Annotated in this window: 17 protein-coding genes; 4 read left to right on the top strand and 13 right to left on the bottom strand. The window is 35.0% G+C overall.

The window, feature by feature from the left end; genetic code table 11:
• Nucleotides 1-6 precede the first annotated feature (6 nt).
• Nucleotides 7-681 (bottom strand): metal-dependent hydrolase, encoded by a 675-nt coding sequence (locus AC6CHR_RS13080; protein WP_498249328.1) that lies wholly within the window; start codon nucleotides 679-681, stop codon nucleotides 7-9.
• Nucleotides 682-925: 244 nt separating this feature from the next.
• On the opposite strand from AC6CHR_RS13080, the gene AC6CHR_RS13075 reads away from it, so the two are divergent.
• Complete coding sequence (locus AC6CHR_RS13075) at nucleotides 926-1,252, top strand: MGMT family protein (protein WP_498249436.1); 327 nt, start codon at nucleotides 926-928, stop codon at nucleotides 1,250-1,252.
• Between the two features lie 131 nt (nucleotides 1,253-1,383).
• On the opposite strand, the gene AC6CHR_RS13070 is transcribed toward AC6CHR_RS13075, so the two are convergent.
• The 5 genes from AC6CHR_RS13070 to AC6CHR_RS13050 all read right to left on the bottom strand — a co-directional run bounded on the left by AC6CHR_RS13070 (nucleotide 1,384) and on the right by AC6CHR_RS13050 (nucleotide 3,612).
• On the bottom strand, nucleotides 1,384-1,659 hold the full coding sequence (locus AC6CHR_RS13070) for a hypothetical protein (protein WP_498249327.1): 276 nt from the start codon (nucleotides 1,657-1,659) through the stop codon (nucleotides 1,384-1,386).
• Nucleotides 1,660-1,812: 153 nt separating this feature from the next.
• Nucleotides 1,813-2,016: a methionine aminopeptidase gene (locus tag AC6CHR_RS13065; RefSeq protein WP_498249326.1), complete on the bottom strand. Its 204-nt coding sequence runs from the start codon at nucleotides 2,014-2,016 to the stop codon at nucleotides 1,813-1,815.
• Between the two features lie 300 nt (nucleotides 2,017-2,316).
• Entirely contained in the window at nucleotides 2,317-2,658 is a 342-nt protein-coding gene (locus AC6CHR_RS13060) for a hypothetical protein (RefSeq protein WP_498249325.1), read from the bottom strand.
• A gap of 61 nt (nucleotides 2,659-2,719) precedes the next feature.
• Nucleotides 2,720-2,989: a hypothetical protein gene (locus AC6CHR_RS13055; protein WP_498249324.1), complete on the bottom strand. Its 270-nt coding sequence runs from the start codon at nucleotides 2,987-2,989 to the stop codon at nucleotides 2,720-2,722.
• A 332-nt stretch (nucleotides 2,990-3,321) separates the two neighbouring features.
• The gene (locus AC6CHR_RS13050; RefSeq protein ID WP_498249323.1) at nucleotides 3,322-3,612 is read right to left on the bottom strand and encodes a hypothetical protein; all 291 of its coding nucleotides are present in this window, start codon (nucleotides 3,610-3,612) and stop codon (nucleotides 3,322-3,324) included.
• Between the two features lie 433 nt (nucleotides 3,613-4,045).
• Between AC6CHR_RS13050 and AC6CHR_RS13045 the strand changes: the two genes are divergently transcribed.
• The 3 genes from AC6CHR_RS13045 (at nucleotide 4,046) to AC6CHR_RS13035 (ending at nucleotide 6,322) form a co-directional block, all read left to right on the top strand.
• Nucleotides 4,046-5,557: a methyl-accepting chemotaxis protein gene (locus AC6CHR_RS13045; RefSeq protein ID WP_498249322.1), complete on the top strand. Its 1,512-nt coding sequence runs from the start codon at nucleotides 4,046-4,048 to the stop codon at nucleotides 5,555-5,557.
• Nucleotides 5,558-5,737: 180 nt separating this feature from the next.
• Nucleotides 5,738-5,923 (top strand): hypothetical protein, encoded by a 186-nt coding sequence (locus AC6CHR_RS13040; protein WP_498249320.1) that lies wholly within the window; start codon nucleotides 5,738-5,740, stop codon nucleotides 5,921-5,923.
• A gap of 303 nt (nucleotides 5,924-6,226) precedes the next feature.
• Nucleotides 6,227-6,322, top strand: coding sequence for a YjcZ family sporulation protein (locus AC6CHR_RS13035; RefSeq protein ID WP_498249319.1), 96 nt, complete (start codon nucleotides 6,227-6,229; stop codon nucleotides 6,320-6,322).
• Between the two features lie 174 nt (nucleotides 6,323-6,496).
• Here AC6CHR_RS13035 and AC6CHR_RS13030 read toward each other — a convergent pair whose 3' ends face one another.
• From AC6CHR_RS13030 to AC6CHR_RS13000, 7 genes are all read right to left on the bottom strand, one after another.
• Nucleotides 6,497-7,198 (bottom strand): TerC family protein, encoded by a 702-nt coding sequence (locus AC6CHR_RS13030; protein ID WP_498249318.1) that lies wholly within the window; start codon nucleotides 7,196-7,198, stop codon nucleotides 6,497-6,499.
• Nucleotides 7,199-7,744: 546 nt separating this feature from the next.
• A complete protein-coding gene (locus AC6CHR_RS13025) occupies nucleotides 7,745-9,235 on the bottom strand; it encodes a sensor histidine kinase (RefSeq protein WP_498249317.1) in 1,491 nt (496 codons plus the stop codon).
• Complete coding sequence (locus AC6CHR_RS13020; RefSeq protein WP_498249316.1) at nucleotides 9,183-9,863, bottom strand: response regulator transcription factor; 681 nt, start codon at nucleotides 9,861-9,863, stop codon at nucleotides 9,183-9,185. Before AC6CHR_RS13020 ends, AC6CHR_RS13025 begins: the two co-directional genes overlap by 53 nt.
• A 351-nt stretch (nucleotides 9,864-10,214) precedes the next feature.
• The gene (locus AC6CHR_RS13015) at nucleotides 10,215-11,390 is read right to left on the bottom strand and encodes an ABC transporter permease (protein ID WP_498249315.1); all 1,176 of its coding nucleotides are present in this window, start codon (nucleotides 11,388-11,390) and stop codon (nucleotides 10,215-10,217) included.
• Nucleotides 11,387-12,088: an ABC transporter ATP-binding protein gene (locus AC6CHR_RS13010; RefSeq protein ID WP_498249314.1), complete on the bottom strand. Its 702-nt coding sequence runs from the start codon at nucleotides 12,086-12,088 to the stop codon at nucleotides 11,387-11,389. The genes AC6CHR_RS13015 and AC6CHR_RS13010 overlap by 4 nt, the downstream gene beginning before the upstream one ends.
• Nucleotides 12,085-13,101 carry a beta-barrel domain-containing protein gene (locus AC6CHR_RS13005; protein WP_498249312.1) on the bottom strand — a complete coding sequence of 339 codons (1,017 nt, stop codon included), beginning with the start codon at nucleotides 13,099-13,101 and terminating at the stop codon, nucleotides 12,085-12,087. Before AC6CHR_RS13005 ends, AC6CHR_RS13010 begins: the two co-directional genes overlap by 4 nt.
• A gap of 406 nt (nucleotides 13,102-13,507) precedes the next feature.
• Nucleotides 13,508-14,614, bottom strand: a complete 1,107-nt coding sequence (locus AC6CHR_RS13000; protein WP_498249311.1) for a glycoside hydrolase family 88/105 protein — start codon at nucleotides 14,612-14,614, stop codon at nucleotides 13,508-13,510.
• Nucleotides 14,615-14,988: the final 374 nt, after the last annotated feature.

The raw sequence follows: 14,988 nt of genomic DNA, 5'->3' as shown, positions 1-14,988 counted from the left end.
ATTCAATTAAAACTCCTTTGAAGTAAATGGTAAGAAGTACTTTACACCTCGCTTATTAAAGGGAAAGATACGCATATCGGCAATCAAATGACTGGTGTAAGCTAATAAACATGTCAAAAAAGTACCATTAATATCTAGCGAACCTTCTAAATAATAAGCAATAACTCCAAAGTATCCAATTCCTAAGATGGAGTGAGTATAGCTTCGATGAGAAACAAAGGAGGCTATGATTATATATACCCCGAGCATTAATATCCATCTTTCATCTAATGCCAAACCTCCTGCAAGGACTCCTATACCAGTAATAGTAAGCATATGCCTTTGTTTAATAACGGATGCAACGACCATTATGGATATCCCAGCAAGAATCCCTAGCCATCGCTCTGTGCCTGATCCTTCAAGTACTGTGTAAAGAATCATCAATAATCCGATCACCTGAGCAATAGAACGAATAAAAGTATGTGAAATTGTTAGCTTATTGCTTAATTTCCCATCTATATCTAAATCAGGGATTAATCCTGACACTCCCCCCAATCCTACAAGTAATAACGTTGTCGTCGGATTAGCGTTAACAGACTGAGCAACGATAAACCCAGCTCCTGCTCCAATGGTTGCATGCGCTGTCCCATTCATAATTTCACCTATTTCTATCAAGTTTGCTACTAAAATAATAGTATACATGAAAAAGCGTAGAAATAAGGTACTTTTTCTAAAAGTCTCCTTGATATTTAAGACTTTGCCTCAATGAATGTTTTATTCGTACATAAAACTACTTCAATGGTTTAGCCCAACTCTTTTCGCTTATTAAGTAGTCGTTATATCCTTTTATATACAACAAACTTTTAGAAAAGAGACTTATTTAAAATTTCTATATTTCTGTAGTAGAATAAGGTATAAGTTTGTACGGAAGGAGAATAATTGTATGCTGCCTTTTACAGAACTAGTAGTCAACATAATTAAAAGCATACCAGCAGGAAAAGTAATGACTTATGGGCAAATTGCAGAATTGGCTGGAAGTCCTAGAGGTGCAAGACAGGTTGTACGAGTACTTCATTCAATGAGTTCTAAACATCGACTACCATGGCATCGAGTCATTAATGCTAAGGGGGAAATTGGTTTAAAAGATAGTGAAGCGATTTTTTCACAAAGGAAATTTCTTGAAGATGAAGGAATTATTTTTATGATAAATGGGGGTATCGATTTAGATAAATATCGATTTATTCCAAATATAGACGAGGAAAATTTAAAATAGATATTATTTTCCATTTCAACTTTCCACCTAAGTCTTTTATACTAAAAATCGAGTATAAAGTCCTTAAGATTTACACTCGATTCCTTAGGTGATTATTTATAAACCTTCTAATACTAAAGATTACTTATTGTTTAATTGTCTTTATTATTTTCATCATTAATATCATCAGCTTCTTCTATTATATCTTCTCGATCAGGAACCCCATCTTTTTCATCATCTTTGTTCATCGTATCATTTTCGTCAACACCTGGAACAGTATTATCACCGTCATTCTGATCTGTTGTGTTATTGTTATCATCTTCTATAACTTCTGGTGGAGCAGGATCTGGCTCTGTATTGTTACAGCCCGCTGTAATAACTGCTGCTACCATAATACTTGATATCATAAGTAACCATTTTTTACTCATCGTCATTCTCCTTCCTAAATTGTTAGTCACCTTTTATCATTTCCTGATAATAAGAAATTATGTAATAACACTGAAAAAACTTCTAACAGCTGTTAGAAGTTTGAATTGGATGTAACCCCGAAATTTATTATATTATCCATTTAATCTAAAGATTTATGCTTGCTTCTTTTCCCATTCAGTATACAATCCTGTTCCATTGCAAGAATGGCAATCAATAATTTCTCCTGCATAAGGATATGTTATGGCAGCAAAGCCTTTTCCATAACAAGTAGGACACTTACCATCTTGTTTCATTTTATCGATGTGTTTTTGTTTTTTTTGATGATACCATCTAGTTATACTTGTGAAAATTTTCACCTCTATCACCCTTTTTATGTTTACCTTCATTATATTCAGATGGAAGGGACGAGGTGAAAGAGATTATTTTTTTATAATTGACACCCATATTTCTGCTTGATGAGCCCAAAAGCGGGAATCTCTCGTACTTCCCAGTCTGGAGAATTATGTCTTTTGTCTTCTCTGCACTAATTCCCTCTTTAATTGTATTTTAAAGGAAACCTTAGGATATACTTTTATATTCTCACCTGTTTGTCTAATTTTGCATGGACTTACTATTTTCTGCATGTTTCAGACAGATACAGATTACTATGTCGTAAATTAATCTGCACCTCCACCATCAGAGTCAAAAGATCCACCATCATTATCTCCACCTGATCCAAATCCCCAGCCAGATCCGTCATCAGATCCTGATTTATTCTTTTTCTCAAAAGAGACCACTCTTAATGTATCATTTATAAAGTCAATTATTGCAACAGCATCTATATGAAAGAGAGAGCTTACTTCATCTGTGTTTTCATAAGGGAACTTCTGTTGAAATCTTTTAATAAATGACTTCCCAACACCTAAAATAATTGCACGCTGTGTCAATGTCATCAATCTAGCTTGATCATTTTGAAGAGAATACTCTCCGTTTTTAAGCTTTCTACGCCATCTGCGCACAGCTTCTCGTTTGATAGCTGTCTCGTTTGATAGCTGTCTCCTTTGATAAACGAACTTTTGGTTAATTGAATTTAATATAAATGATAGAAATACAATAAAAGTAGGCATTTACAACTGTTTCATTATGTATTTGAAAACCAGCGAAAAGACATGCCATTAGATAAAAAATGACTACCTTTTTCTTTTGATAATGTTTGCCTACATATATAATACTTCCATCCAATAGTACACTAACAAGAGTTATCGGAATCCATGATTTAGCATATACTATATACAAATAGATAATGAGTGTAAAATGAATGAGTAAAAGCGGTAAGATCATCCACTTCATCATTTTGTATTTTATAATTATTGTTCCTACTTGAAATTCTTTTTCGACATCTCAAGTCTTTAAAATTTGTAGTGAAACTAGTAACTTTACTTTTATGGGTGTTACTTATTTTCTTTCGCTTACGTTCTGATCTTGTAGGACCTGTAATTGACTCCAATTGGAAGAGGCGATTTCCATCAGTATTTTTCCTAAACAACCATTTCATTAAAAAATGATTAGCCCCCTCTACGTCCTTTATTTCCCCTTTGTACGTAAATAATAATGTCTCTTTGGGTACTGTTATATCAATCACGAAATCGATAACTTGTAGCTATTCTAGTCTTGTTCTCGCTCTATTTCCTTTTCAAATCCTGATAAGAAAATTCTCCTAAATCTATTTCCTCATGAGGGATATAGGCTTCAAAGAACTCTACCCCATCATGTCCTAGTAGCTCAATACTTCGTTCAGGATTAGAGAATTCCCCTTCAATGTTATAGGTAAAGACCTCTTCAATATACAAGTCACCATCCGTAAGAACTTGTGCTCGTACATCTACCTGATCTATTGTAAAGGAATTACCATTTGGACAACTAGTTAATACTATAAGGACGAATAAGAAAGCCATGTACTTGATATTCCTCATGCTTTATCTCCTAACTATATTTCTAAAAAACTCTTTGTACCCTTAGGGAGTAACTCGTTATAGACTACCGTAGTTCTAACATGTATGTCTCACTACTTAGGACCTATTACTTAATATACTACTAAAATTATCCTCATATATGAAAACTCTTTCATTAAACTATTGTAAATTCATTCTTATATCCTATAATAGAAGAAGGTCTTTTTTACCATTTTTATGTAGACTCTTTTCTAAAAGTATGTTGCTTTCACACCCGAAAAATCAGCTCTTGGATTTTCCCTATATAAATAGGACACTATTTAAACGAAAAGTGCACGATGATAAGCTTAAAACGTACAATATTCCCTTGTACGAAAACCAACAATCAGTGCAAAAACAAACATTTATTAAGAGAGTGAGAGTGAACGATTTGATAAGTAAGAAAAACAGGCTTATGCTTTTAATCACAGGTTTAGTAGTTCTATTAGCCTTTATTGTAAATATTTTAGGACGTTACTTTCATTTATTTGATCATTCCCATGGTCTTGATCATATGGTATCAGCTGTTCATATTGAGAAAAACTTTAGCTTTGCACTTAATATCCTTGTTATGTTTCCCCTTCTGTTACTAACAGGTAGTTATCTATTATATAGGTCAAATAAAAGCCATGTTTGGATACCCTATCTTTTAACATCTGCGCTTACCTTTGGTAGCATTGCAATTATATCAGGTGGTAGTGGTAGGGTAGAATTTCACTTTAGTATTTTTATGGTGGTTGCAGCACTGGGTTACTATCAAAATATTAAATTACTATCTTTAATGACATCTATATTTGCTGTGCAACATCTAATCGGATTTCTCTATTTCCCAGAAATCATCTTTGGTGTAAGTAGTTATTCGTTATTAATGTTGCTTTTACATGCTACTTTTCTTGTATTAACTTCAAGTGCAGTCAGTTGGCAAGTATATTCGAGTAAAAGAATTGAAATGGATCTACTACGAGAAAGAAATGAGCAACGAACTAAAATTATTGAGGAAATTGTAGATCGAATATCATTAACTTCCGCACAAATTGTAGATGTTTCACATTCATTATCTGAACGCTCAGAAACGACAGCAAATGCTAGTTCACATCTTGCTCGTTCAATAGCTCAGGTTGCTAGTGGCATTGAAACCCAACGAAGGACATTAGATAAAAATGTTGCGTTTATTACAGAAGTTACGTCTGGCATCCAAGGTATCAATCAAACAGCTCTAATAGCCTCCGACGAAGCTCATCAATCCGCACAGCAGGCGAATGATGGTAAGCAAATGATTGGCCATTTATTAGAACAAATAAATGATATTAATGGATTTGTTGATGATTCCTATACAAATATGGAGAGCCTTCACCACAGTACACAATCGATAGAGAATATGATTGATGTGATTTCATCTATATCTGAACAGACAAATCTATTAGCATTAAATGCATCTATTGAGGCAGCACGTGCCGGTGAGTATGGGAAGGGGTTCTCAGTTGTCGCCAACGAGGTAAGAAAATTAGCAGAGCGGTCATCAGAGTCAACCCAACTAATCGCAAAACTAATTAAGCTAAATTTGGAGAATACACGCAAATCTGTTGACTCTATCACAAAAGTAAAACAGTCAACTAAAGCTGGCTTCGACCTAATCCATAATTCTAATGCTGTATTTACACAAATCTATGACTTCTCTCAGACTGTAGCTGTTCAAATAACGGAGATATCGGCTCTTGCAGAAGAGTTAAAAGGTTCTTCAGAGCAAATAAATTCGTCCATGTTAGAAATGACTAAAGTAACTGATCAATCTGTAGAAAGTACAACACAGGTTAAACATACAACAGAAATACAACATCAATTGACAGAGGAAACCTTTAAGGTTGTTAGTGAATTAAGCAAGTTGACCTGTGAATTAGATGCTGTCATAAACAAATTAAAAGAATAGCTATAAGGCATGAATCTGTCGTTATTTGTAATCTATAGCAATATTATTACTTCTTTTGAAGGATTATGATGATAAATGCAGATAAATTTTTTTGAGGCATTAGCAGGAAAACGCCCACCTTTCCGGAAAAATAATATAGAGTCAAATCTTTAATTAAATTGATGGAAAGGGGTCGTTTACGTGAGAGAGGATATCACCCTACAACAAATCGTAGAAGGTATTCCAAAGTCGGTATTAAATGCATCCGATAAAGATTTGGAAGGCTTCCAGAAAATAATTGATGAAACGATGAAATTAAGGGAAGGACACAGGAACTTACAAAAGATGATTAAAAACTTTTCCACTTCCGGTATCCAACGTTCATAATGTAGCAGTAGAGGAGTCTTTAGGACTCTTTTTCTAGGCTCATTTCTAAAAGGTGTGACTTTTAAACACCTTTAATTAAATTCAATAGAATAAAATGTTTATATAAGTGAAAAGAACACAAAAATAGACAGTATCCTGAAAGTAATGCCATGTACAAAAATCAAAAGTCACAGTCCTTTTCTATTCATGCATTTCTCCAATTACTCCCCTAAGCCCTTTTTTGCATTCTCCATGCCTGTACCTTACACAAGCATCAGCACAGACATAAGATACAGTATCCTCATTAGTAAGGAGGTGAATTATATGGGCTATAATGGTGGAGGAAATGGCAGCAACTTCGCTTTAATTGTCGTGTTGTTTATCCTATTAATCATTGTTGGTGCATCTTTTTATAACTAATATCTTCTAGTACTCCTCTTTGTCCCCTACTGATATAAACGTAAAAACCTTAGCAATTGCTTAGTTATAGAGCAAATGCTAAGGTTTTTATTTATAATAAAGTAGTATTCAAGAAATATTGTATGTAGTACAAAAAAACGGTCAACCCTTTATGGGCTTGACCGCTTTTTTATCTTAGTTAGAACCAGTTTTTAACAACACTGCTTCTTCTTTACTATTTTCTTTAAGTTTTGCTGCTTTCTTCTTCATTGCGCTCGCAGACAGAAGAACAACTGCAACAACTACTATTTCAAAACCATATTTAATAAAGCCATTCTCGAAGAACCCTTTTAAGAACCCTTCTCCTACAATCATTTTCGATGCAGTCCATGCTAATATAGCAGCACCAATTGTTACAATAAATGGGTAACGGTCAATCCACTTAAGAATAAGTGTACTTCCCCACATAACAACTGGGACGGATATTAACAAACCAATAACAACAAGAAGCATGTTACCATGAGAGGCACCTGCAACAGCTAATACATTATCTAGCCCCATTAATGCATCAGCAATCATAACTGTACGAATTGCTGCCCAAAAATTATCCCCCGGTTTAACATCTCCGTGATCATTGTCATCAACTAGTAATTTATAAGCTATAATAACTAATAAAAGTCCACCTACTAAATGAAGCCCTGGAACATTTAATAACCAAACAACAGCTAATGTTGCTATAATTCTAATCACAATTGCACCCAAAGAACCATAAAGAATAACCTTCTTTTGTTGATGCTTCGGTAGGTTTCTAGCCGCAAGTCCGATTAGAATCGCATTGTCGCCAGCAAGAACTAAATCAATGACCACAATAGATAATAGTGATGTCAAAAAATCCATTATTTTTCCCTCCTTTGAATTACAATACTACTCTCAAACTCTATTGATCTTAAGATAGAAATGGGCACAAAAACAAAGAGACCTTTGCCATAGATAATGGCAAAGGTCTCGCTAAGCACTTGACGTGCCAACAAAGCCGATGAACTAGGTTCATGTATTGACGACTTTGTTTCAGGATTACCCTGACGCTACTCCCCTTTACGGTGGAAGTTATTATTTGTGTGCTACATCGTACATTAAGATAATATTATTATACTTTAATTTACAGGTATATGTCTATATCTTTTCTTATTTTCCACTTCGATGTGAATAAATATATGCTGATTATAAACGATATTCTTAGACTCATACTATTCAAAATGATGGTGATTATGACATAAATTCAATCCATATTCTATAAGCCAGTTAAAAAACATCCTACAAGTAAAATCCTGAATGTCACCTTACTTTTCAGGACTTATAACGTAAACGATTATTTTAATATCCTCACTTCTAAATTCAGCTTTTCACTTTCATCTAGTTATCAACATTTGGTCTCATACTACCTTATTTAGACATTGGTAATCGTAATGACATAACTGTCTGCTCACTTGAACTTTTCTTCAAAGACAAATCTCCACCTTGTGCTTTTGCTAAAAGGGAACTGAAAGGCAGCCCCAACCCTAAGCCTCTCTCAACATGCTTTTTATTTTCTCCACGATAAAACCGTTCAAACACAAGCGATTGTTCCTGTTCTGGAATACCATATCCATTATCTTTTACGTCCAGGGAGATTTGATGTCCATCTCTAAAAAGCTCTACTGTAATTTCTCCTATTTCCTTACCCTTAACGGCATGAAGACTATTATTTAATAAATTCACCAAAATCTGTTGGAGTCTTACATGGTCTGCCATGACAAAAAATTTGTCTTTATGAAGTGTTAATGTAAGATTTACATGCTGCAATTGGGTTTGATGGACGATCTCCCACTGATAGATAATTTCCTTAACGACACGGCCTATCTCCATTTTTTCAGTGTTTACATTTATAGATCCTGCGCTAAAGCTATTAAAATCCAGTAAATCTTCGACCATTTTCTGTAATTTTCTCGCCTCATTTAGTGACATCTGTAAAAATTCTTGTTTTTTATCTTCTGTTACAATATTATCCTTTACTGCTTGGATTAATGCACTAACAGATGTAATCGGTGTTTTTAGTTCATGCGTTACGCCAGCTAACAATTCTGTTCTAAGTGCCTCAAGTTGTTTTAGTCGGTTTGTCATTTCCTTAAACGAAATAACAAGTTCATGCAGTTCCTTTTCTTGTACATTCTCATTTAATTCAATCGCGTAATTACCTTTCATTAATTCTCCAGCTGCACTAGCAACCTGTTCAACCGGCTTTACTAATTTTCTTGTTAGGGAATAAATAACTAGCCAGCCTAATACAGCTAAACCAATAAGAAGTAACGCTAATAATTGATATTCTTCTGCATTTATATTTGTTATTCCAGTAATCGGTTGAATAATAATAACTGCGCCAACGATTTCCTCCTCAAAAATGATCGGGGAGCTAACTGCATATGCAATCCGAGATTGGTGTGAGTCTATTTTTTCAACAGTCAATTGAGATGGTAAATCCATCAGTTGAATTAGTTCGGTAAATTGTTCATCTTTTCTTGGGGCTGGTCCTCTTAAATCTGGTGTTAGTAATTGACCATCTTTCGTTTTTATATAGTAATTTAAAGGTTCTCGATTATTGAGGAGTTTCTCTCTATCTTCTAGGATAAATGGAAGTTGAGGACTGAACATAATCTCTCCGTTCTCATTGATTGCTCGATCTGAAAGCTCCTGTGCAAGTAACTTTGTTAATTCTAATTTGCTCTCAATTGTGTTATGTCTTATCCAAAGGATTGAAACAATTGCAATAATGATAAGTCCGATTACTAACGTTACTAAATATCGTTTCGTCCAATAATATAATAGAGGTGTTTTTGGTTTTTCCTTATTTAACATAGAATTGGTAACCCAGTCCCCTAAGTGTTTTAATTTCTCCATCTGATGTATCCCACCCACTCACTAATTTACGGATCCGTTTTATTGCGAGGTCAACAGCCCGGTCACTTCCTTCATAATCATAGCCCCACACATTCTCAATCAGCTGTTCTCTCGTAAATGTCTGATTTGGATGTTCTGCTAAAAACAAAAACAAAGCAAGATCTCTTGGAGTAAATTTTATCTCAATGCCATTCAGGAATACTTGATGAGCCAGAAAGTTAATTTTAAGCGGTCCATATAATTTCACTTTATCCGTTTTTTCTAGTTGGTGTGATCTTCTTAAGACTGCATTAACCCTTGCTAGAACCTCTTCAGCAATAAACGGCTTCGTTATATAATCATCTGCACCACCATCGAAACCCTGTATCTTTTGAAAGGTATCTGATAAAGCGGTAATCATGATAACCGGACAGGAATTTTTCTCACGGACTTTTTCTAATACCCCCCAACCATCTAACTTTGGCATCATGATATCTAATAAAATTAGTGCTGGCTTGACGGTCTCAGCCTTTTCTAAAGCCTCAAACCCATTATAAGCAAAATGTACTTCATACCCCTCTTTTTCAAGATAGGCACCCAAAACCATCGAAATTGCGATTTCATCTTCTACGACTAAAATTGATTTCATTTTATATAAAGCTCTTTTCTATAAGGTTGTTGGAATTAGACTATATATCGTTTAATATTAAGGAATTTTAAGTGAACAGATTAATTTTTAAGCAACAAGAGCACAAAGCTTGTCCATATCTGTAAAGTAATACCCTGTATTGCTCTTTTCTAAAAGATTGTAATCTAAGACTTATTTATTTCTCTTGATTATACTTAACTATACCCGAAACGACTATGACTACATACACCTAAAACCACAAGCTCCACTCTAATTAGAGTCGGAACATGTGGTTTACTTCTCGTTTACTATTTACGATTCATTTACTGACTGAACTTTTTCTTATGATTAGAAAATATTTTGAGACTGGATCTATTGTCTTAGTGCTTCTAACGGACTTAGATTTGCCGCTTTATTGGCTGGAAAAACACCAAAGGCAACTCCTATAACAATCGAGAAACTAACCGCAACCGTGACTGCCAGCCATGAAATGGAAACAGCCATGTCAAGTAGTGTCGATATCGTCTTAGCACTTCCAATACCAATTAGCACACCGAGAAGTCCACCAAGACCACTTAAGACAGTTGCTTCTATTAAAAATTGAATTAATATATCTTTCTTTTTTGCACCAATTGCTTTACGAATTCCGATTTCTCTCGTTCTTTCTGTGACAGATACTAACATAATATTCATAATACCAATTCCGCCGACAATCAGTGAGATACCAGCAATCCCTGCAAGCAAGAGGGTCATTGTATCTGTTACAGATGATAACGCATCAGAGATATCTGCTTGATTTCGTACATTATAGCTAGTTTCTTCTCCACTGAATTGATTGTATAGGAATCGTTCTATTTTAGCCATTCCAATTTCTACTGTATCTTCAGAATTCATTTTCACATCAACAGAATTAATAACAGTTTGACCTAGAAAACGCTGTGCTGTAGTAAAAGGTATTAGGGCCATATCATCGACAGAGCCTTGGAGTTCCTCGCCCTGCTCTTCGAGTACACCAACTACGTTATAGGTCGTACCATCTATTTTCACTTTATTGCCCACCGGACTAGTAAAACCAAATAACTCAGTCGCTACATTAGATCCTAATAAGACGACTTTATTACGGTTTTCTTGATCAATATTTAAAATAAATCGTCCCGAGCTTACTGTTGCCTCTTTGACATCTTCATATGATGGAGTTATACCGGTAATCGAGACACTGTCCATGCTTGTCGTACCATTATTAACTGTTCCACTACCCGACACTGTTGGCGACACAGCTTCTACCTCAGAATATTCTTCAAATCCCATGACCTCGTCAAAATCAACAACTTCATCACTAGTTGAATTCCCTTGAATAGTAACAGACACCATTGTTGTTCCTAATGATGATACATCTTCAGATACTGATTGTGATGCCCCCTGACCTAATGAAACTAGTGCAATTACAGCTGAAACTCCGATAATAATCCCTAGCATCGTTAGAAAAGCTCTCAGTTTATTCGTAACGATATTTTTCATCGCTATTTTTATTGCCTGACTTATTTTCAATGGATCAACGCCTCCTTTCTCTCCGATATTTTCCCATCCTGAATACGGATGACCCTTTTTGCTTGTTTAGCAATCTCTAAATCATGGGTTATTAAAATGATGGTATGACCTTGATTATTCAATTCTTTCATTAAACTCATCACTTCAATACCTGTTTTGCTATCTAAAGCTCCGGTTGGTTCATCTGCTAGTAAGATTGGTGGATTGCCAGCAAGAGCCCGGGCGATTGCCACACGCTGTTGCTGTCCTCCAGATAATTCAGTTGGTCGATGACCTGCACGTTCAGTTAGACCTACCTTTTCTAATGCACCCATCGCTACTTCTTTTCTACTGGTTGTATTCATTCCTCGATAAATAAGAGGAAGCTCGACATTTTCATAAGCGCTTTGTTTTGATAACAGATTAAATGATTGAAAGATAAAACCAATTTTCTGATTCCTCACATCTGCAAGTTGTTTTTGTTTAAGTGTTAAAACGTTTTTTCCATCTAATAAATATTCACCTGAGTCTGGAACATCTAAGCAGCCAATCATGTTCATTAGCGTTGATTTACCCGAGCCTGACGGACCAATAATTGCAATAAAATCTCCTTTATTGACTGTAAAACTCACATCATCTAACGCTTTAACGATTTCACCACCAAGGGTATAAACTTTACTAACATTTCGAATTTCAACTATTCGTTGTTCTTCAATCATTGACCCATTCCCCCTCTGTTTCCTCCTTGTCCCATGACACCTCCAGGCCTTTCTCCACCTGAGAATCCTTTCATCATATTTTCCATTCCACTTTCCGTATCATCGCTTGATTGGAGTGTAGGTAAAACAACTTCTTCCCCTTCACTTAAGCCACTGATAATTTCTGCTACTTCTTCATTTTGCAGACCAACTTCTACTGTTTTTTGTGTGCCTTGTGTTACTGAATTCGCTTCCCTATCTGTACCCTTTTTTTCTTGTTCGTCAGATGTGTTCGTTACTTCTGTCGTTTGAATACGAACATAATTTTGATCATTTTGTTTTTGAACAGCTTCAATTGGGACAGTCACGACATTTTCTTTGCTTTCTGTTGTTACCACTGCCTCAGCTGTCATCCCTACTTTAATGCCTGTTGGTTCATTTATCTTTACATTTACAGCATATTGAGCAACACTACTCCCCTCTGATTCGTTTGCTTCTTTTGATACACTAGTAACCGTCCCAGTGAAATCCGCATCGGGTAAAGCATTTACTTCAACATCTGCTACTTGTCCTACTTTAACTTTAGAAATATCAAGTTCATCAACATTTACTACCATTTGTAGATTACCGTAATCCGTTATTTCTATCATTTCTGTTTCCATTGATATCGTTTCTTCTGCTTCAACATTTAAGGTTGTGATTTCTCCTGAAAAGGGCGCTTCAATTGGTTCATGATCATCATCTTCAAATGTAATTAAATCATCACCTTCTTCTACTATATCTCCAACTTCTACTAATACCTCTTCAATAACGGCATTGTTTTCTTCGGTTGTTAACATTTCTTTATTTATTGTCGAAATGCTTCCAGTCCCACTGATTTTCACTTCAACATTCCCTACTTCAGCTACAGCAGTTTGTGTTTCCATAGGTTGTACAGTTGCTTCTTCCTTTTTACTTGTATATATTCCGTATGCTGTTGCTCCTCCACCAATTATGATGATAATCACGACGATACTTATAATCCACTTTTTCATTGTATTCTCCCTTTCCTATTTAAAATAGTAGTAAAATCTATTGATACAAGCTCTTAAAGACGCTCCTCCTTTCTTTCATTTTCGATTTATAATCTTATTTGGCTTTATATACGATTGCTGTTTACATTTCATAGATTAACCTTCGAATGTGTCAGGTAAATGTCAGGAATACTATTTTTTATATTTTTATAACATTAGTACTTTGTATGGAAAACAACAATCTTTCCGAAAACAGCCTATCATAATGAAAAAGACCCCCAAATGCTCGGAGTCTTGAATAGAATACTATTTTCCCGCCTATTATATGTGGAAGTTCGTTCTTGTTAATAACAATTTCAAAATATAGAAATACTAGTTTCGTGTTCTTAAAAATGTAAAAGATGATCCACTTTGATTTTGAAATGAATTAACCAGTAGGATTTTGTAACTTTTCCATCTCCATACATGCTAATATAAATGCACCTGCACCATGTAAATCGTTTTCGCTTCGTTCTCGACCCACATAATAATCATATACACCTATAGATGTTCCAATACAAATATCTTTGATAATAACTGAGTTAGGTCCTTCCTCTAGCTTATGTTTTACTAAACCTTGAAAGCCCTGTATCGCCACTTCAGCGAATTCAGTACCTACATAGTTTTTCCTAACAGCTTTAGCAATCGTATAAATAAATAAGCTTGATGCCGAGGACTCTAACCAGTTATCCTTTCGATCACCTTTATCAACTACTTGATACCATAGGCCAGTATATTCATCTTGGTATTTTGCTATAGCTACGACGATATCTTGAATAACACCTATCCACTCTATTCGTTTCGGATGATCCTCAGGTAATAATTCAATCATGTCGATGACCGCCAATCCATACCAACCCATAGCTCTGCCCCATATTTCAGGTGCTGTGTTTGTTGCCTTATTTACCCAAGGCATTTCACCCAATTCATCCCAACCATGAAAATAAAGTCCTGACTTTTCATCCTTTGTATGTTTTCTCATTAAAGCTTCCTGATGAATCACCATGTCAATTAATTCAGGCTCATTAAATTCTTTTGCATATTGGAGCGCGAATGGTCCACCCATATATAACCCATCTAACCACATTTGATAGGGATATTTATCTTTATGCCAAAAGCCACCTTCACTCGTTTTATTTAATGTCGTATACAAGCACCTTAGTTTGTTTGCAGCCTTTTTATACTTTTCATTCTCTTTATCTTTGATTAACGGAAAGAGCAATAAACCTGCTTGAATTGAATCTAGTTCATCTCTACTAAAATATAAATTACCATTTTCATCAATTAAATGATCTACATACTGTTTAGTGTATCGGAAATAGTCCTCATACTTTGTCATTTCATATACACTCATCATTCCACTTAGGAAAACCCCTTGATGATAATGCCATCTACTTGCTGGAGGTAGTTGGGCTGGAGTGAAATTCTCCATTATTGTTTTACATACTTTTTCAGCCCAATAAAGTGGTGTTTTCACTTTAATGTTTTCATTCATATAAGTTCCCCTCTCAAATTTAATATAGTCAATTAATCAGCGGATTGTAAGCGTAAACAATTAATCATTAGAGAGTTTCTCTCAACAATGTCTCCTACGTTTAAGATAACTGATTATGGATATAACATCTATAATCACCAAGTGAGTTTAGCTATCGTCCTATCCTTCATGGTGATTTCTGGCCAAATAGTGATCTAATGAATGCGATATAAGGAAATGATTATCCTTTTTCGGTTTAAAACGGACAAAGTTTGTTGGTGTTCATTACATGAGAATGCTATTCCTGTACGTTTCTATTCTGAAAAGTCAGTTAATATGATATGCTAGAAGAGAATTTCATGGAAGCAGCTAGTAGCAATATTTAAAGATTTATT

Source organism: Metabacillus sp. GQ13, assembly GCF_059758525.1.
This window is presented reverse-complemented; position numbering and strand designations above follow the sequence as displayed.